16 protein-coding genes are annotated in these 19,424 nt (G+C 40.3%); 15 read left to right on the forward strand and 1 reads right to left on the reverse strand.

Going from position 1 to position 19,424, the window contains the following annotated elements; all coding sequences use genetic code 11:
- Positions 1-204: 204 nt before the first annotated feature.
- Positions 205-2,028 (reverse strand): ribosome-dependent GTPase TypA, encoded by a 1,824-nt coding sequence (gene typA / locus PR766_RS10640; protein WP_006663067.1) that lies wholly within the window; start codon positions 2,026-2,028, stop codon positions 205-207.
- A gap of 425 nt (positions 2,029-2,453) precedes the next feature.
- Here typA and PR766_RS10645 point away from each other — a divergent pair, with 425 nt between their 5' ends.
- The 15 genes from PR766_RS10645 (at position 2,454) to PR766_RS10715 (ending at position 19,414) form a co-directional block, all read left to right on the forward strand.
- The gene (locus PR766_RS10645) at positions 2,454-3,200 is read left to right on the forward strand and encodes a PadR family transcriptional regulator (protein WP_230086758.1); all 747 of its coding nucleotides are present in this window, start codon (positions 2,454-2,456) and stop codon (positions 3,198-3,200) included.
- A gap of 354 nt (positions 3,201-3,554) precedes the next feature.
- The gene (gene glnA, locus PR766_RS10650; protein WP_006659612.1) at positions 3,555-4,964 is read left to right on the forward strand and encodes a glutamate--ammonia ligase; all 1,410 of its coding nucleotides are present in this window, start codon (positions 3,555-3,557) and stop codon (positions 4,962-4,964) included.
- A 164-nt stretch (positions 4,965-5,128) separates the two neighbouring features.
- Positions 5,129-6,178, forward strand: coding sequence for a nitrogen regulation protein NR(II) (gene glnL / locus PR766_RS10655; protein ID WP_006659613.1), 1,050 nt, complete (start codon positions 5,129-5,131; stop codon positions 6,176-6,178).
- A 9-nt stretch (positions 6,179-6,187) separates the two neighbouring features.
- Entirely contained in the window at positions 6,188-7,636 is a 1,449-nt protein-coding gene (gene glnG, locus PR766_RS10660; protein WP_006659614.1) for a nitrogen regulation protein NR(I), read from the forward strand.
- A 303-nt stretch (positions 7,637-7,939) separates the two neighbouring features.
- Positions 7,940-8,464, forward strand: a complete 525-nt coding sequence (locus tag PR766_RS10665; RefSeq protein WP_154633259.1) for a fimbrial protein — start codon at positions 7,940-7,942, stop codon at positions 8,462-8,464.
- A gap of 47 nt (positions 8,465-8,511) precedes the next feature.
- The gene (locus tag PR766_RS10670) at positions 8,512-9,180 is read left to right on the forward strand and encodes a fimbrial biogenesis chaperone (RefSeq protein ID WP_154635990.1); all 669 of its coding nucleotides are present in this window, start codon (positions 8,512-8,514) and stop codon (positions 9,178-9,180) included.
- Between the two features lie 108 nt (positions 9,181-9,288).
- Positions 9,289-11,724 (forward strand): fimbria/pilus outer membrane usher protein, encoded by a 2,436-nt coding sequence (locus tag PR766_RS10675; protein ID WP_230086764.1) that lies wholly within the window; start codon positions 9,289-9,291, stop codon positions 11,722-11,724.
- An 11-nt stretch (positions 11,725-11,735) separates the two neighbouring features.
- Positions 11,736-12,737, forward strand: a complete 1,002-nt coding sequence (locus PR766_RS10680; RefSeq protein ID WP_036959653.1) for a fimbrial protein — start codon at positions 11,736-11,738, stop codon at positions 12,735-12,737.
- Positions 12,738-12,742: 5 nt separating this feature from the next.
- Complete coding sequence (locus PR766_RS10685; RefSeq protein WP_006659620.1) at positions 12,743-13,252, forward strand: fimbrial protein; 510 nt, start codon at positions 12,743-12,745, stop codon at positions 13,250-13,252.
- Positions 13,253-13,323: 71 nt separating this feature from the next.
- Positions 13,324-13,596 (forward strand): helix-turn-helix domain-containing protein, encoded by a 273-nt coding sequence (locus PR766_RS10690; protein WP_036959652.1) that lies wholly within the window; start codon positions 13,324-13,326, stop codon positions 13,594-13,596.
- 516 nt (positions 13,597-14,112) lie between these two features.
- Positions 14,113-14,643: a fimbrial protein gene (locus tag PR766_RS10695; RefSeq protein ID WP_006659623.1), complete on the forward strand. Its 531-nt coding sequence runs from the start codon at positions 14,113-14,115 to the stop codon at positions 14,641-14,643.
- Positions 14,644-14,700: 57 nt separating this feature from the next.
- Positions 14,701-15,369, forward strand: coding sequence for a fimbrial biogenesis chaperone (locus PR766_RS10700; protein ID WP_036959740.1), 669 nt, complete (start codon positions 14,701-14,703; stop codon positions 15,367-15,369).
- A 26-nt stretch (positions 15,370-15,395) separates the two neighbouring features.
- Entirely contained in the window at positions 15,396-17,906 is a 2,511-nt protein-coding gene (locus PR766_RS10705) for a fimbria/pilus outer membrane usher protein (protein ID WP_036959650.1), read from the forward strand.
- A 14-nt stretch (positions 17,907-17,920) separates the two neighbouring features.
- Positions 17,921-18,889, forward strand: a complete 969-nt coding sequence (locus tag PR766_RS10710) for a fimbrial protein (protein ID WP_006663075.1) — start codon at positions 17,921-17,923, stop codon at positions 18,887-18,889.
- Positions 18,890-18,898: 9 nt separating this feature from the next.
- The gene (locus PR766_RS10715) at positions 18,899-19,414 is read left to right on the forward strand and encodes a fimbrial protein (RefSeq protein ID WP_154601653.1); all 516 of its coding nucleotides are present in this window, start codon (positions 18,899-18,901) and stop codon (positions 19,412-19,414) included.
- The last annotated feature ends 10 nt before the right edge of the window (positions 19,415-19,424 follow it).

The following is a 19,424-nucleotide window of genomic DNA, read 5'->3' on the forward strand; positions in this document are numbered from 1 at the left end:
CATTATTGGGGCAACTGAACAGCCCTAAATGGTGATTATTAGGGTTATTTTTCAATTTATCGATTAAGCAAATTGGATTACGTTGCTGCTTGTCAACGAATTTTATTCCGCAATATTACTGAGGCGCTCTTCTGCACGATTTTTATGCATAAAAAAAGCGCTGTATTTCTACAGCGCCTTTCTATTTAACTCAAAGACTAACGATTAGTCTTCTTTAGAACGGCTTGCACGGCGGCGATCGTTCTCAGTCAAGTGACGCTTACGCAGACGAATTGACAGTGGAGTTACTTCAACTAATTCATCATCATCGATAAACTCAAGAGCTTGTTCCAGAGTCATTTTGATCGGTGGTGACAGTGTTGTTGCTTCATCGGTACCTGACGCACGCATGTTAGTCAGTTTTTTACCGGTTAAGCAGTTAACAGTCAGGTCATTAGAACGTGAGTGAATACCAATGATTTGGCCTTCATACACTTCAGCACCGTGACCTAAGAATAACTTACCACGATCTTGCAAGCTGTACAGTGCGTATGCAACTGCTTTACCTTGACCGTTAGAGATCAGAACACCGTTTTGACGACCACCGATTTCGCCTGGGCGAACATCGTCATAATGGCTGAATGTAGAGTACAGTAAGCCAGTACCTGAAGTCATTGTCATAAATTCAGTACGGAAGCCAATCAGGCCACGGCTAGGAATGATGTAGTCTAAACGTACACGACCTTTACCGTCTGGCATCATGTCACGCAGGTCACCTTTACGCTCACCTAACGCTTTCATCACGTCGCCTTGGTTTTGTTCTTCAACATCCAAGGTCACTTGTTCGAATGGCTCTTGTTTACGACCATCAATTTCACGAATGATAACTTTTGGACGAGAAACGGCTAATTCGAAGCCTTCACGACGCATGTTTTCAATCAGAACAGATAAGTGCAGCTCACCACGACCAGAAACGCGGAATGCGTCTGGATCTTGAGTTTCTTCAACACGCAGTGCAACGTTATGAACCAGTTCTTTATTCAGACGGTCAAGAATTTGTCGTGAAGTCACGAACTTACCTTCTTTACCACAGAATGGAGAGGTGTTAACACAATAGAACATGCTAACAGTCGGCTCATCAACCGCCAACGCAGGCAGTGCTTCAACGTTGCCCACTTGGCAGATAGTATCAGAGATGTTCAGTTCACCTAAACCAGTCAGAGCAACAATGTCACCCGCTTCTGCTTGTTGTGAATCAATACGCTCTAAACCTAAGTGAGTCAGAACTTTACCAATTTTACCGTTGCGAGTTTTACCTTCGCTATCGATAACAGTCACTTGTTGGTTAGGTTTAACAATACCGCGTTTGATGCGACCGATACCGATAACACCTAAGTAGCTGTTGTAATCTAACTGAGAAACTTGCATCTGGAATGGACCTTCCAGATCAACTTTTGGTGGCTCAACGTGTTCCACGATAGCTTCGTACAGTGGAGTCATGTCTTCTGCCATATCTGTATGGTCAAGACCTGCGATACCGTTTAATGCAGATGCATAAACGATAGGGAAATCTAATTGCTCATCCGTTGCACCTAAGTTCACGAATAAGTCGAATACTTGGTCAACAACCCAATCAGGACGTGCGCCTGGGCGGTCAACTTTGTTGATAACAACAATTGGACGTAAACCGTGGTCGAACGCTTTTTGCGTTACGAAGCGAGTTTGCGGCATCGGACCGTCCATCGCATCAACAACCAGCAGAACGCAGTCAACCATAGACATAACACGTTCAACTTCACCACCAAAATCGGCGTGACCTGGGGTGTCTACGATATTGATGTGATAACCATTCCATTGGATAGCGGTGTTTTTAGCAAGGATTGTAATACCACGCTCTTTCTCCAAGTCATTGGAGTCCATAACACGCTCATCAACAGTTTCACGTTCACCGAAAGTACCGGACTGTTGCAGTAATTTACCAACCAGTGTTGTCTTGCCATGGTCAACGTGAGCGATGATGGCGATGTTTCTTAAGTTTTGAATTGACAAGGATTTTTACCGTTTCATTGACAGGAAAGGAATATGCTTATTGAGTCGTTATATAGCTCAAAGCATACTTTCTACTTTAATTTGCTGTTATTTTACACGTTTTTCCACACAAGTGGAATAAATGTGAAAGCCATCACTATTAAAAAAGTTTTTAGCTAAAAAACATTCAGTTGCGTCGTCGTGCAAAAATGCTTAAAAAAATAGCAATTATCAGCACTAGGAAATCACAAAGTGGCAGGATAATACGCTAAAAAGGAAATATTAGCAGCCGAAAAAAAGAATAAAAAATAAACTTTCTTCGCCTATCACTATTTTAAATGCATTTTTTATTATTTAGATATATCTAATTTGACAGTTTAGATATATCGGAATAAAGTGAACCTATCAAATAATTTAGATATATCGAAATAATAACAGAGGTTCCTATGAGAATACATCAATGCCGTCATGTTTATTCCTCACATCATGATGAACATCAACGAGGACACGGTGGCTGCTGCCACAATGAAGAGCGCCAAGAACATCATCATGGTCATGACCATAGTGAATGTTGCCATGGTGAAGGTCGTCATGGTCGTGGACGCGGTGAAGGCTGTCATGGTGAAGGTCGTCACAGTCATGGACGCGGTGAAGGCTGCCACGGCGAAGGTCGTCACGGTCGTGGACGCGGTAAAGGCTTACGTCGCCTGTTTGACCACGGGGATCTGCATATTATGGTGCTCTCTTTAGTGGCAAAAAAACCTAGCTATGGCTATGAAATCATTAAAGACATCCAAGAAGCATCCAATGGCTTATATGTACCAAGCCCGGGCGTCATTTATCCAACATTAACGCTATTAGAAGAACAAGGCTTTTTGGAATCACAGATTGTGGAACGTAATCGCAAAAGTTTCTCTATTACACCTGAAGGGGCTGAACATCTCGCTCAGAATAAGGAAACTGAAACGGTTATCGCCCGTAAATTAGCCAAAGCACGTGAACTACAGCAAGGCAGTAATTTATCGGAAGATATCGAAATGGCAGTTAGCCGCTTTAAAGCCTTATTGCGCCACAAAATGGTACTCAAGCAACTAAATGAAGAACAAACTCACCAAATTGCCACTATCATTAATGATGCCGTCAAACAGATTGAAGAAGTTAATGCGATCTTAACTGACAGTAATGACGAGTAGCTCTGAACTTTATATTGTTACCACAATCCGCCGCGTTGTGCCTATTAATGGCGCTGCGCGGTGCGTGTTTTAACACCCACTGCCAAAATGCACCTAATTGGTGCAAAAAATCTTTTACTTGCACCAATGCAGCGCAATGATAGACTATTTTTTAGCCTCAACGTTGCCATCCTTTCGTCATAATCCACTTTTACTATGATTTCAAAAGTTGGCACGCTTTTCGCTTATACCATCCATAGAGAGCTTGCGATGTTGTTAATGAAATAATCATTCATCTTGCGAAGCCAGATAAACCAACCCATGCACATCTTAAACGCTGCGTGGGTTGATTAGACCCGACCAGGAGAGCCGAGAATGTCCGCTAAACATGTTTTATCGTTAATCGAAGAGCACAATGTTAGATTTATTGATCTGCGTTTTACCGATACCAAAGGTAAAGAGCAACACGTCACTATCCCTGCTCATCAAGTTGACGAAGACTTCTTTGAAGAAGGTCAAATGTTTGATGGTTCATCCATCGGTGGCTGGAAAGGCATCAACGAATCTGACATGGTATTAATGCCAGACGCATCTACCGCAGTGTTAGACCCATTCTACGCAGATAACACCTTAATCATCCGTTGCGATATTTTAGAGCCGGGCACTATGCAAGGCTACGATCGCGACCCTCGCTCAATCTCTAAACGCGCTGAAGACTTCCTACGTTCTAGCGGGATTGCAGATGTAGTGTTATTTGGACCAGAACCTGAATTTTTCGTGTTCGATGACATTCGTTTCGGCAATAGCATGCACAGCAGCTACTATCATATCGATGATATCGAAGCGGCATGGAATACAGGTACTAAATACGAAGGCGGTAACAAAGGTCACCGTCCTGGCGTAAAAGGCGGCTACTTCCCAGTACCACCGGTTGATTCATCACAAGATTTACGTTCTGCTATGTGTACAACAATGGAAGATATGGGCTTAGTCGTTGAAGCTCACCACCATGAAGTAGCAACCGCAGGTCAAAACGAAGTTGCAACTCGCTTTAATACGATGACGAAAAAAGCGGATGAGACTCAAATTTACAAATACGTTGTACACAACGTTGCCCATGCATACGGCAAAACCGCTACCTTTATGCCAAAACCATTAGTCGGTGATAACGGCTCTGGTATGCACTGCCACATGTCTTTATCTAAAGATGGTGTGAACCTGTTTGCAGGCGACAAATACGGCGGATTATCTGAGATGGCGCTGTACTACATCGGCGGTATCATCAAACACGCTCGCGCACTGAACGCCTTTACCAACCCGACGACTAACTCCTACAAACGTTTAGTCCCAGGCTTTGAAGCGCCAGTTATGTTAGCTTACTCAGCACGTAACCGCTCCGCATCTATTCGTATTCCAGTCGTTGCTAGCACGAAAGCGCGTCGTATTGAAGTGCGTTTCCCAGACCCGGCGGCTAACCCATACTTAGCGTTTGCTGCACAGTTAATGGCTGGTCTTGATGGCATCATCAACAAGATCCACCCTGGCGATGCAATGGACAAAAACCTGTACGATTTACCGCCAGAAGAAGCGAAAGAAATCCCAACGGTTGCGGGCTCTTTAGAAGAAGCGCTGGCTGAACTGGATAAAAACCGTGAGTTCTTAACTCGTGGTGGTGTATTTACTGACGATGCTATCGACGCTTACATCGAATTACTGCGTGCCGATATCCAACGTGTTCGTATGGCACCACACCCACTCGAATTTGAAATGTACTACAGTGCGTAACACGCCGTTCCACTGATAGTCTTTGTTGCCGTGAAGCACTTGCCCCATCTTTTGATGGGGCCTTTTCTCTGCACTGAGTGATAAACTGCAAATATTGGCTTCGACGTATCGGTTAATCAGTAAATAACGTATAATGCACCAAAATAGTGCAGGAGCAATATTACATGAAAGCCGAGCATTTACCTGTCCCCGAACATCTCCTCGATTCCTTAATCAACAGCGTATTGGTGCTGGATTATGATTTAGTCATTCATTATGCCAATCACGCCGCTTTACAGATTTTGGCGCAAAGCCCACGTAAGTTGTATGGCACCCCACTCCCTTTACTCTTTAATTATTGTTCATTAAATGATGAGCAGATGCTTAGCAGCTTAAAAACCGGTCACAGCTTTACAGAAAACGAAGTCACGTTAGTACTAAATAACCATTCTCATATGATGTCTCTGAGTGCCCAGCCGCTATCAGAACAATTTATCCTCGTTGAGCTTTCCCAATTAGATAGCCAGCGACGCCTTAGCCAAGAGTTAGCGCAAAATGCCCAACAACTTGCCGCTCGTGAGTTGATTCGAGGACTTGCCCATGAGATCAAAAACCCACTAGGGGGATTACGTGGTGCAGCACAATTATTGTCTAAGGCGCTGCCCGACCCGCAGCTAAACGAATATACCCAAGTGATCATTGAACAAGCTGACCGCTTACGCGCGTTGGTAGATAGGCTGCTAGGTCCACAATATCCCGGGCCTAAAACTGAGCAGAGTATCCATCATAGTGTCGAAAATGTGGTGCGCCTAGTTGCGTTAGAAAAACCCAATAATGTCACCTTAATCCGTGATTATGATCCCAGCCTGCCTGATCTTGAATATTACCCTGACCAAATAGAACAAGTGCTACTCAATATCACCCGCAATGCTTTACAAGCCCTTGGTGAAACAGGCGGCAATATTACCCTGCGCACGCGTACGGCATTTCAGGTCATGCTACAAGGCGAGCGCTATAGACTCGCGGCTCGGATTGATATTGAAGATAATGGACAGGGCATTCCGCTTGCCATCCAAGATACCCTATTTTATCCAATGGTTAGCGGTCGCCCAGATGGCACCGGATTGGGGTTATCTATCGCCCGCAGTTTAGTGGACCAACATGCGGGGAAAATTGAGTTCACCAGTTGGCCGGGTCACACCGAGTTTTCTATTTATCTACCCATCAAAAAATAGGAGATAGCCATGCAAAAGGGAAAAATCTGGGTTGTTGATGATGACAGTTCAATCCGCTGGGTGCTTGAGCGAGCACTGAATAGCGCTGAGCTGGATTGCACCTGTTTTGATAGCGCAAATGCCGTGCTTGATGCCCTCAATAATGATCGCCCTGACGTGTTGCTCTCCGATATTCGTATGCCTGATATGGATGGGCTTGCCTTACTCACTCAGTTGAAGCAGTCACACCCTTTACTGCCCATTATCATTATGACGGCACATTCGGATTTAGATGCCGCGGTTAATGCTTACCAGTCTGGAGCATTCGACTATCTGCCTAAACCCTTTGATATCGATGAAACTGTCGCACTCGTCGAACGCGCACTTAACCATAGCCGTGAACAAAACAATACCGCTGGAGACAAACCACAAGCGGCTATCGTTTCGTCAACAATGATCGGCGAAGCTCCCGCTATGCAGGAAGTCTATCGAATTATTGGTCGTCTTTCGCGCTCGTCCATTAGCGTACTAATTAATGGTGAATCTGGTACAGGTAAAGAACTGGTTGCCCATGCACTTCATCAACATAGCCCACGTGCCAATGAGCCATTTATCGCGTTAAATATGGCTGCGATTCCAAAAGATTTAATCGAATCTGAGCTATTTGGACATGAAAAAGGGGCCTTTACTGGGGCATCCCAAGTTCGCCAAGGACGCTTTGAGCAAGCAAATCGAGGTTCATTATTTCTTGATGAAATCGGTGATATGCCACTTGATGTACAAACGCGCTTATTGCGGGTACTGGCTGAAGGGCAATTTTACCGAATTGGTGGCTATACCCCCGTCAAAGTCGATGTCCGTATTATTGCAGCCACTCACCAGAATTTGGAAAAACGCGTGGAAGAAGGATTATTCCGAGAAGACTTATTCCATCGATTGAATGTCATCCGAGTGCAATTACCGCCATTGCGCGAACGTGTTGAAGATATTCCTCGTCTCGCCCATTATTTTTTACAAAATACCGCCAAAGAATTGGGCGTTGAAAGCAAAGTTCTCCACCCTGACAGCATTAAGCTTTTACAGCGCTATCCTTGGTCCGGTAACGTGCGTCAATTGGAGAATGTCTGTCGGTGGTTAACCGTCATGGCAGCGAGCCAAGAAGTGCTGCCACAAGATTTACCAAGCGATCTGTTTGGTAAACAAGAATCCACCAAAGTGGCTAAAGATCCACATTCATTATCCACTAACGCAGTCGATCCTAATATCACATGGTGTGATCTCTTAGAGAAATGGACCGATCTCGCGTTACACGCTGGTCAGCAAGATCTGTTTAATGATGCCATGCCATTACTAGAAAAAACGATGCTCAATTGCGCCCTTAAATATACCGATGGACATAAACAAGAAGCAGCGCGTTTATTAGGCTGGGGGAGAAATACCTTAACGAGAAAATTAAAAGAATTAGGTATAGAGAAATAACTTTACTTAATGAAAAAAATAGCAATGATCTAATAATGAACATCGGGTAATAAACAAATTACCCGATATCATAAATAAACTTCAGCATTAGATTGTCTAAATATAATTATCAATAACTCCAAAAGAAAAGAAAAACCAATTAATAAAGAATAATAAAAACAAAAGCAATCATATAAAGAAAAGAAATAGAGATAAATACACATTTATCTTTAAGAACAAAACAATAATAAAGGAAATATCTTAAAAATAATCTAAAATTATAATAGAGCATGAAAAGCTCATCGATTATTTTGGAGATCCCCTATGAATAGAAACACATTCAAATCACTATTTTCCATAATATTATTGTTTTCAAGCCAGTCCGCTGTATCTGTAGATGGTAATATTGAATTCATTGGTGAAATTATAGATCAAGCATGTGAAGTAAAAACCGACTCAAAGAATATACAAGTTCCTTTAGGAAGTATTCCAAAGGCAAATTTACCCAATGTGGGTAGCAAATCAACACCCGTATTGTTTACCATTACACTCATTAATTGTCCTGTTACGGTAACACGAGCATCCGTACTCTTTGATGCAATACCCTATCCTGGTGATAATACAGTTTTAGCACTAAAAGCAGATACTGGCGTTGCAACTGGAGTAGGCATTCAATTAACAGACAAGTCCAATGCTATTATTACATTATTAACGCCTTCGAACAGCTATACATTATTGCCAAATGTTGATAATCCATTGAATTTCACAGCAAATTATATTGCAAAAGCAAGCCCTGTCACCCCCGGCCCAGCAAATGGCGCGGCGACCTTCTTAATTGTTTATAACTAATTTACCTAATCAAAAAATAGCGATTATTATTACGAAAGGATAATAAAATGAGAACAATACTTTCCTGCTTTATATTGTTATTTTTAATCATCGATATAAGTCATGCGGGAGTCATTATCGGAGGTACTCGCGTTATTTACAATGAAGGAATAAAAGATGCCACCATTAACTTGAATAACCCTGATGACATTCCTTATTTAGTACAGTCTTGGGTAGATACTAGTGAAAGTAAGCCACAAGAAATTTTCTCAATAACACCACCTTTATTTAAACTTAATGGCGAGAGCAATAATACATTAAGAATATTTTTAACCGATAATACATTATCGAATAATAAAGAGTCTTTATTCTGGTTAAATATAAAAACAATTCCTGCTGTAAAGCATAAAGAAAACTCTTTACAACTTGCCTTCAGAACGAAAATGAAACTCATCTATCGTCCTACTAAGTTAAAAGAAGCTAATTTTAACGAGTTACAAAAAAAAATTATCTGGTCAAAATCAGGTAGCCAATTGACCGTTAAAAATCCAACTCCTTATTATATTAATTTTCAACAGGTCATATTTAATGACGAACAAGTGAATGATGTCAGCTATGTAGCACCTTTTTCATCCAACTCATTTACCGTCAATTCATCTCCAAACCACGGGATTGTTCAATGGGAATTAATTAATAACTTTGGAGCAACGACAGAACGTACTCAGAAAAAGATATAGCCTTTTATAATGCTGGAGATGCTTATGAAAAGTTATTGGTTTCCAGTGGTATGTCTATTCAATTTGACAAACGCCTATGCCAAAGGAAATGACCAAAGTGAAAAGCCAATGTACCCTTCTGATGAAATGTACTTCGAAACCAGCTTTTTAAATTTGCCCGAGGGTCAATCGATTGACCTTTCACAATTTGACAGCAATGAACAATTAGCAGGGGCTTATTTTGTTTATATTTATCTAAATCAACAATTTATAACCGCAAAAAAAGTACAATTTATCCCTAATGCTCAAAATAAGCTAATCCCTTGCCTAACAACGCATGAACTGACAGAGTTCGGCGTTAACACTGCACAATTTCCAGATTTACAACAGAGTAAAGAAACATGTTCCTATTTATCGGCGATACCCGATGCCCATAGTGAATTTGATTTTAATCATCAGCGCTTATATTTCAGTATTCCTCAAATTGCCTTGGTCGATCATCCTCGAGGCTCAATTGACCTTACAGACATCGATAACGGAATCAATTCTGCACTGCTTAATTACAGCTATAGCAGTTCAAAAAATAACAGCAGAACACACCGCAGTGGGAATACATCAACAAGCTATGCCAATTTACGTCCTGGTATCAATTTAGGTGCGTGGCGGCTACGCAATTATTCAACCTGGATAAATAATGATGATACTCATCAATGGGATACGGTCTACACCTATGCATCTCGAAATATTAACAGTCTCAAAAGTCAACTTATTCTTGGAGACGGTGTTTCTCCTTCCATGGTTTTTGACAGTGTGCCATTCCGTGGTATTCAGCTTTCCACCGATGATGATATGTATCCAGAAAGCTTACGAGGCTATGCGCCGACAGTTCGAGGTATAGCTCGTAGTCATGCGCAGATAACCATTCGCCAAAATGGCTATATTATTTATCAAACCAATGTGGCCGCAGGTCCATTTGAAATCAATGATCTCTACCCAACAGGCAGTAGCGGTGACCTTTATATTACGATTAAAGAATCTGATGGAAGTGAGCAGCATCAAATCGTTCCCTTCGCTTCACTCCCTATTTTACAACGAGAAGGCTACCTATTTTACAGTGTAACTGGCGGGCAATACCGTGCCTATGACTCTCATATTGATAAAACGAAATTTAACCAAATTTCAGCTAGTTATGGGCTGCCTTATGACATGACGCTCTATGGTGGCTTACAACATAGCGCTGACTATCAATCTCAAGCCCTTGGATTGGGTAAAAATTTAGGTGATTTGGGGGCAATTTCTGCAGATATTACGATAGCCAATTCAACACTCAGTGATCATTCTCATCATCAAGGTCAATCTTATCGATTTCGTTATAACAAAAACTTGAATATGACAGGCACCAATATTGCACTGGCAGGATATCGGTACTCAACCAGTCACTATTTCAGTTTATCTGAAGTTTTCGACAACTATCGTAATACCGATTTTATCCCTCAAATTGAACGTCGGCGTAACCGTGCAGAAACAACCATTAGCCAAAACTTATGGCAACACTATGGATCAATTTCAGTTGGTTACGTAAATGAAGATTATTGGAACAGCCAGCGTCGAACACAATCAGCCAATATAAGCTATAACAATAATTGGAATGCGATCAATTACAGCATGAATTACACATTCGATAAAAATACGTTTAAATATCATTCATCTAATGATAGCCAATCAGGTCAAACTAATCATTTATTTGCCTTGTCAGTCAGTATTCCATTTACGTTTTTCGACGATACGGCTTATATCAATATGAACACCACTTCAAATAATCACAATACAAGTTCAAGCACGATTGGTATCTCAGCTTCACAGCTTAATAATCGTTTAAGCTGGAGTGCCCAACAAGAGTTCATCAAACATGGGCGCCAAAATGCTGGAAACATCAATGCAACCTATAAAGGTCAATCCGGTGTCATCACAGGAGGGAGCGGATACAGTCGAGATAATTACACGGTTTATTATGGCATAAATGGCAGTGTCGTCGGGCATGCTGATGGGCTAGTCTTTGGACAACCATTAGGAGAAACGGCAGTGTTAGTCGAGATCCCTCAGGCTTCTAACATCGATATATTAAATAATTCAGGTATTAGCACTAACGCTCAAGGATATGCATTAGTGCCTTATGTTTCCCCCTATCGTAAAAATACGGTAGCCGTTGATGTATCTACGCTACCTGAAAATACAGAGGTCGATCTCACGAGCAAAACAGTCACGCCAAGCCGAGGAGCCTTAGTTAAAGCTGAGTTTCGTGCCAATCTAGGGTATCGCGCTTTCATAACGTTGACTCGACCCAATGGTGAACCCGTACCTTATGGCGCTCAAGTTATTTTTCAAAATGAAAAAATGGTGAACAGCATTGTTGATAACAATGGAAAGGTGTATGTCTCCGGGTTGAGTGAACAAGGCAGTTTTGATATTCAATGGAACAATCAACCACTCTGCCATGTGACCTACAATTTAGCTGGGTTACCAAACTATCTTGGTCTATATAAAACGACCGCTATATGCCAGTAGAGAGGAGCCATATGATCACTTGTACATTACAACAAAGTTTAAGCCGTATTTTACTCTTGTTCTGCTTCATTCCGACAATGCAAGCTGCCTGTCTACAAAATCCACGTTTCGTGAATTTAATATCCTATGTGCCATCGCGGACTTATAACGTGTCATATGATGATCTATCTACACGAGATCTTGAAACTATCACAATACCCTATGGCGGTGGAGGCGCATATTTAGATACGCCTGCCACAGGAGCAAATGATTGTGGAGCGACTTATATGTATGGCCGCTTTTTGAGCCCTTGGGCGCCAAATTCAAATCGCATAGCACCATCTAACCTACCGGGGATCAGCATCTCGGTCCGCACTGCGGCGCCAGTATCAGGCTCAGGTTGGTTTAATGAGACATACTTGCCGCCAGCGGGTGGCATTCCAGGATTTAGAATTTCTCATACCAATTGGGATATTATTATAAAGAAAACAGGTCAAGTGACACAATCCGGTTCGCTCACTGCCGGTAATGTCGCATACCTCTACCAAACGAACACCCGCCCTACCAATTCAACGTGGTATCTAACCACATTAAATATGCCTAGTAACTCCATAAAAATCAATGTACTAAGTTGTTCCTTAAAAAGCTCATCGTATAATATTGATATGGGCGATTGGGACACAACTCAGTTCGGTGGTGTAGGCAGCACTAGCCCTTCGGTGAGCATTCCTATCGTATTGACCTGTAAACCTGGCACTAATATAAAAGCAACAATAACGAGCAATGCAGGTTATCAGGATGAATCAACAGGAAAATTGAAACTGGAAGGCACTGGGCAAGCAACTGGCATTGCGATTCAACTATTAGATAAAAATAATAGCCCTATTCGACTCAATTTCCGCAATAGCCTGCAAAATAATGTCCCTGCTGGAGATTATATTTTTAATTGGAAAGCTCGCTATATTCAAACCGCGACCACCATCACTCCGGGTACAGCTAACTCCAGCGCGATGGTCAATATTCAGTATGAATAGGCAATATGATGAATAGTCTTCAAAAATTATTGATTGGTAGTGCATATGTAGTATGCCACTACGCATATAGCGCCAATAATATTGCGCTCTATTTTAATGGCTCAATTAAAGCGTCACCCTGCCAGATTGAACAAACTGACTATATTATCGATCTAAAAACCATCAATATTGCCAATATAAGAGATAACTTACGATCGCCATGGGTTAACTTTAATGTCAGTTTGAAAAATTGCCCAACCAGCTCCCGTCAATCAATCATGACGCTAACCGGTACGCCAGACCCGACAAATCCAACCTATTTTATTAACCGTGGTACAGCCACTCATGTGGCACTAGATCTCACCACTGGAAATAGCCACACTCAAGTGAAAAATGGAACCCAAATCACTACGCCAATCAACCAACAAACTCACAGCGTACAGATTCCTTTTTCAGCCCGTGTTGCTGGTTTAAACAATGGTATGACAGCCGGTACTTTTCGTAGTCATGTGGAGTTTACCTTCACTTATAACTAGTCCATTTTTTTACATACAGTGTATCCCATAAAAAACGATCACTGTCATTTACATTAATTGAGAGGTGCAAAATGCATGATAAATACCCAATATCCGAAATCATTGGAAATAAAATAAAGTTTCTTAGAGAGCGAAAAATATTATCTTTGCAGGAAGTTGCAAATGCAATTGGTATTGATGAAATACAACAAGCTCATTATGAAAAGGGGCAATCTCGAATCCCGATTGATAAATTAAAGCAGTATGCCAACTATTTCGAGATTAACATGGTAACCTTTTTCATTTTTACTGAGAAAGAAAAGAAAACAATCAGGGCGTATGTACAAAAAAAATCAGGCTCATAATCTGATTATTTTTTAAAACAATAAATTCAGAGTTGCCCCGCATTAATAAAACATCTTATTCAGATTATTGAAATGAGACAAACAAACACATCAAGATTTTATTTAAATCATATCGAATAACAATCAAGTATAATTTAGATTATTATTTTACGACACTCCCAACCACCATTAGAAAAACAAATGAAACATTAATTCATCCATCCCCCTCATAAGGTGTATCTCCTTAATTAACCATTAGCAATATGTAAATAATGAAATTAAATATTTATTTTAAATATTCATTTTAAGTATCATTTAAAAACACCCACATTTATAAATACAAACTATTATAAAATCCAACTCCTACCGTGATTTAAAAGATAAAAATAGAACAAAACAAATTAAACAATCAATTAAATCTAAAAAACCAAAAACTTGTTTAATGTTAAAATAAAAGTCAAAATACCCGTCAATTGGGTAATTCATTATTTTAATGAACCTCAATTCTTCAAATAAAATATCTCTCGGAGAAAATAAATGAAAAAGAATTTACTGGCATCGTTAATTGCTGCGTCTTCTATTTTTGCTGTAAATAGTGCATTAGCCGCAGATGGAACAATTGATTTCACGGGTGAAATCACTGATCAAGCTTGTGAATTAGCCGCTGGCTCTGACGCATTAAAAGTGAACTTAGGTAAAGTATCTAAGAAAGCATTACCAAGTGCTGGAAGCACAGCTGCTGCAACAAAATTTACTATTAAATTAATTAATTGCCCAACAACTGTGACATCAGCATCCGTAAAATTTGATGCAACCTCTTACCCAGGAGATGACTCTGTTATTGAACTTAAAGATGCGGGTCAATCTGGTGTTGCTAAAGGTGTTGGTATTCAAATTACCGATGATGTAAATACCGTTATTCCTCTATTTACTGCATCTAAAGCTTATCCTTTAAAAGATGGTGTTGAAAACAATTTAGATTTTAGAGCTCGTTATATTGCTCAAACCGACAGCGTTGATGTGGGTTTAGCGAATGCAAATGCAACATTTACAATTAACTATAATTAATTAGTGATTAAGGTTTAAATGGAATTAAGCCTTAATATTCTATTCAATGGTGGTAATATGAAATTTATTGTTTACGCTCTTATTTCTTTATTCACGCTTATTAATACCGCTTATGCTGGTGTAATTATTGGTGGGACTCGCGTTATCTATTCCGAAGGGAATAAAGATGTGAGTATTTCGGTTGAAAACCCAGATAAAATCCCCTATTTAATCCAATCTTGGATAGATGGTATTGATGAAAAAAAACAGTCTGATTTCACTATCACACCACCATTATTTAGATTGAATCCAGAAAAGACTAATGCATTACGCATTTTTTTAACTGAAAACAAACTCCCTCAGGATAAAGAATCTTTATTCTGGCTAAATATAAAAACTATTCCGGCAACTGAACGTACAGAAAACTCATTACAAATTGCGTTTAAAACTCAGATGAAGCTAATTTATCGACCTTCAATTTTTAAAAACGTTAACTTTGAAGAAGAGCAAAAAAAATTAACATGGTCTAAATCAGGAAAAATGCTTTCTGTTAATAATCCAACGCCTTATTACATGAATTTCCAGAGCATTACTTTTAATGGGAAAAAAGTTAATGATGTTTCCTATGCCGCACCGCTGACAACAACAACCTTTGAAATTAATGATATGGCAACTAGTGGAACAATTAAGTGGGAAGTTATTAATGACTATGGTGCTGCCGAAAAACCCGCTGAAATAAAAATATAGAAAATATAATAGTAGGTCACAACCCAATGAAAATAAATAAAATATGCTTTGGCCTATTTTTATATCTAGGCTATACGGTTTCACTGTATGCGGAAAATAATACAGATAATAATGTGTATTTCGATCCTGATTTTTTAGAGCTACCCAATAAAGATGCCGTTGATTTAAGTCAGTTTGAAAATAATGAACAATTAGCCGGAAGTTACTATGTCGATATTTACGTTAACACTAACTTAATCGGTGCAAAAAAACTTAATTTTGATAAAAACAGGGATAACCAATTAATACCCTGTTTATCTCTCGCTGATTTAACAGATTTCGGTGTCAAAACGGCTGAATACCCTGAATTACAAAGTACAGGCACTGACTGTGTGAATTTAGCCGCAATACCTGACGCGAAAAGCCACTTTGAGTTTGACTCACAACGGCTATATTTGAGTATTCCGCAGATTGCCTTAGACAAAAATCCTCGTGGCTATGTCAATTTAGAGAATATTGATAATGGGATTAATGCGTTAATACTGAATTACAGTTATAGCGGCTCCAAAAATTATGACCGTAAAAAAGGTGGCTCTGATACGACTTCAAACTATGTGAATTTAAGACCTGGCTTAAATATCGGGGCTTGGCGTCTGCGTAACTATACCACATGGTCAAGTAGTGATGGTCAATCCAATAAATGGGACACCGTTTACACTTATGCTTCTCGCGGTATTAATCGCATTAAAAGCCAGCTAACACTTGGAGACAGCGTATCGCCATCAATGGTGTTTGATAGCGTACCATTTCGTGGTGCGCAGCTAGCCACCGATGATGATATGTACCCTGAGAGTTTACGCGGCTATGCACCCGTTGTTCGAGGAATCGCGCGTAGTAACGCCCAAATTACTATCCGCCAGAATGGCTACACCATTTACCAAACTGAAGTGGCTGCCGGCCCCTTTGAAATCAATGATCTGTACCCTACTGGTGGCAGTGGCGACCTCCACGTCACTATCAAAGAATCGAATGGTAGCGAGCAATATCAAATTGTGCCATTTGCATCCTTACCTGTATTACAGCGTGAGGGCTATTTCTCTTATAGTGCAACTGGTGGACAATATCGCTCCTATGATAGCCATGTGGATAAAACCCATTTTGGTCAATTTACTGCTATTTATGGTCTCCCTTATGGGATTACCGCCTATGGTGGGAGTCAATTCAGTGAAAAATATCAATCTTATTCCATTGGTGCGGGGCAAAACCTAGGGCAATTAGGCGCAGTGTCTATCGATGTCACCCATGCAAATGCCAAGTTTAGTGATGATAGCAAAGAGCAAGGGCAATCTTACCGCTTCCGTTATAATAAGAATATCAATGATATAGGAACAAACATTGCCTTGGCAGGCTATCGATATTCCACAAAAGGTTACTATAGCTTATCGGAAGTATTTGATACTTTTAGAGACACTCACTATACGCCAGAAATTGAACGACGCCGTAACCGCGGCGAAATTACTCTCAGCCAAAACCTAGGGGAAAATTACGGATCATTATCGATTGGTTACGTAAATGAAGATTATTGGAATAGTGATAAGAAAACCCAATCAGCCACACTAGGATACAGCAATAGCTGGCAAGGCATCAGTTACGGCATTAATTACACCTATAACCGGGATACCAGCACATATGCTTATCAAGGGAAGAGCCAAGGTCAAAGTGAAAACGATCACCAGCTCGCCTTAAACGTCAGTATTCCCATTAATCTATTTGATAGTACTTTTTACTACAACCTCAATACAAACAGCAGTAGCGGCGGTCCAAACTCAGGAAATATGGGACTCTCGGCTAGCCAATTGGATAACCGCCTCAACTGGAGTATTCAACAAGGTTATACCACCCAAGGGCAAGGCGCATCTGGGAATATGAATGCTTCATACAAGGGTCAATACGGTGAAGTCTCTGGGGGAAGTAGTTACAGCAAGGATAATTACAACCTCTATTACGGTGCGAATGGTAGCTTCGTCGCACACTCTACAGGCTTCGTACTTGGGCAACAACTCGGTGAAACCGCAGCGATAGTGGATATCCCAGAAGCTGGCGATGTACCAATCCTGAACCAAGCAGGCGTCGTCACGAATAACCAAGGCTATGCATTAGTGCCGTATATCACGGCATACCGTAAAAACGTGATTGATATTGATACCTCGGCATTACCGGATAATACCGAAATGGAATTAACCAGCCAAACGGTCGCACCAAGTCGCGGAGCACTCGTTAAAGCCAGTTTTGCCGCCAATGTGGGTTATCGAGCCATGATAGAACTTAAATTTACAGATGGAAAGCCCGTACCATTTGGCGCCCAAGCCATCTTTAAAGATAACAATCAATTAAATGGCATGGTGGGTAATGATGGTGAAATTTATTTATCCGGCTTAGCCGAAAGCGGCAGTTTTATTATCCAATATAACGAGAAACAACAATGCCAAGTTAATTATAATTTGGCCGATGCCTCGAATTATTTGGGTTTATATAAAGCAACTGCAATTTGCCAATAATAAGGAAATAGATCATGAGAAGATTAATATATAGACCTATATTAATAATTACATTTCTATATTCAGGATATGTTACAGCAGCATGCACTTTAAACCCTAATTTAAATAATAAAATCGCGAATATTCCTAATAAAGTATATAACATTCAGTATGATGATACCGGAACCCTAAATTTGGAAAGCTTTAATGTGAGCTTCTCTTCCTCTTCCCAGTGGGTTACTAGTGATTCAAGCTCCTGTGCCACATCGTATTTAACGGGTAGTTTTATAAATAGCTGGACCCCAAATTCGAATAAAATTGCCTTATCCAATATCTCTGGTATTGGAATTACAGTTTCAACCGCAGGTATTGGTAATTTTAATGCTGTATGGGATCAGAATAACCAGAACTACAATATATTAACAACACACTGGACGGTCACAATAAAAAAACTAGGTCAAGTGACACAATCAGGAGTATTACGAGCAGGTAATGTCGCTAGGCTAACAGCAACTTACCGTTCTCCAACGAATGTAACTTGGAATTTAACAACATTAAATATGCCAGCAAATGCTATCCGTATAAATGTACTCAGTTGCTCGTTAAAAAACAATCAGTCTGTTTATAATATTGAACTTGGTGATTGGTATGATACCCAATTTTCAAATATGGGTGACACCAGTACCGCCGTAGATATTCCAATTACTTTAACCTGCATGTCTGGTGCCAATATTAAAGCAACGATTACGAGTTCCGCTGGCTATGTGGATGTCAATACTGGGAAATTAGCCTTATCTGGTGCGGATAAAGCCACTGGAGTAGCGATTCAATTACTCGATAAAAATAGTGTCCCCATAAAGCTCAATACTAAAAATAGTTTACAAAATAGCGTACCTGCCGGTGATTATATGTTTAATTGGAAAGCTCGTTATATTAAAACAGCAGATAAAATAACACCCGGAAGTGCGAATTCAACAGCCACTGTGAATATCCGTTATGAATAGGAAAAAATAATGAAAAAGTTAATACTCCCTTTATTCTTAGCGAATAGCCTATTCATCAGCGTAGGTGCTTTTTCTTCAAGTACAGTGACGCTTAATTTTAAAGGCAATATTAAAGCGGCAACTTGCAATATTTCTGGTGGAAATAACATCGATATTGACTTGAAACGAATGCCCGTCGATTTATTTAATCAGCCACAAAGTGGGTCTGATTGGAAAATGTTTAACATCGATATGAATAACTGCTCTTCTTATGTGAATCAAATAGTCCTCACATTTAGTGGAACCGCAGATACAAATAATATCAATGACCTATATAAAAATACGGGTACAGCAAAAAATATTGCAGTACAACTTGAAAGCGGGGATGGCACAACCCCGCTAGGCAATCAAAAAGTGTTACGGGTACCGCTAGGTGGAAAAAATAGCCTCAGCATCCCGTTAAGAACCCGCGCATTTAGTGCGCTTGGTAATGCGAGTGCAGGTTCTGTTTCTGCCAATATTACAGCCACTATCACTTATCTATGAGGAAGAGAAC

Source organism: Providencia sp. PROV208 (assembly GCF_028479465.1).
In the GTDB taxonomy this organism is placed as follows: Bacteria; Pseudomonadota; Gammaproteobacteria; order Enterobacterales; family Enterobacteriaceae; genus Providencia; species Providencia alcalifaciens.

Bases quoted from the DNA above. Each gene is read 5' to 3' on its own strand.
- PR766_RS10695 (WP_006659623.1), top strand. From the start codon at position 14,113: ATGAAAAAGAATTTACTGGCATCGTTAATTGCTGCGTCTTCTATTTTT.
- PR766_RS10690 (WP_036959652.1), top strand. From the start codon at position 13,324: ATGCATGATAAATACCCAATATCCGAAATCATTGGAAATAAAATAAAG.
- glnG (WP_006659614.1), top strand. From the start codon at position 6,188: ATGCAAAAGGGAAAAATCTGGGTTGTTGATGATGACAGTTCAATCCGC.
- PR766_RS10685 (WP_006659620.1), top strand. From the start codon at position 12,743: ATGATGAATAGTCTTCAAAAATTATTGATTGGTAGTGCATATGTAGTA.
- PR766_RS10675 (WP_230086764.1), top strand. From the start codon at position 9,289: ATGTACCCTTCTGATGAAATGTACTTCGAAACCAGCTTTTTAAATTTG.
- PR766_RS10705 (WP_036959650.1), top strand. From the start codon at position 15,396: ATGAAAATAAATAAAATATGCTTTGGCCTATTTTTATATCTAGGCTAT.
- PR766_RS10670 (WP_154635990.1), top strand. From the start codon at position 8,512: ATGAGAACAATACTTTCCTGCTTTATATTGTTATTTTTAATCATCGAT.
- PR766_RS10715 (WP_154601653.1), top strand. From the start codon at position 18,899: ATGAAAAAGTTAATACTCCCTTTATTCTTAGCGAATAGCCTATTCATC.
- glnA (WP_006659612.1), top strand. From the start codon at position 3,555: ATGTCCGCTAAACATGTTTTATCGTTAATCGAAGAGCACAATGTTAGA.
- glnL (WP_006659613.1), top strand. From the start codon at position 5,129: ATGAAAGCCGAGCATTTACCTGTCCCCGAACATCTCCTCGATTCCTTA.
- PR766_RS10710 (WP_006663075.1), top strand. From the start codon at position 17,921: ATGAGAAGATTAATATATAGACCTATATTAATAATTACATTTCTATAT.
- PR766_RS10645 (WP_230086758.1), top strand. From the start codon at position 2,454: ATGAGAATACATCAATGCCGTCATGTTTATTCCTCACATCATGATGAA.
- PR766_RS10700 (WP_036959740.1), top strand. From the start codon at position 14,701: ATGAAATTTATTGTTTACGCTCTTATTTCTTTATTCACGCTTATTAAT.
- PR766_RS10665 (WP_154633259.1), top strand. From the start codon at position 7,940: ATGAATAGAAACACATTCAAATCACTATTTTCCATAATATTATTGTTT.
- PR766_RS10680 (WP_036959653.1), top strand. From the start codon at position 11,736: ATGATCACTTGTACATTACAACAAAGTTTAAGCCGTATTTTACTCTTG.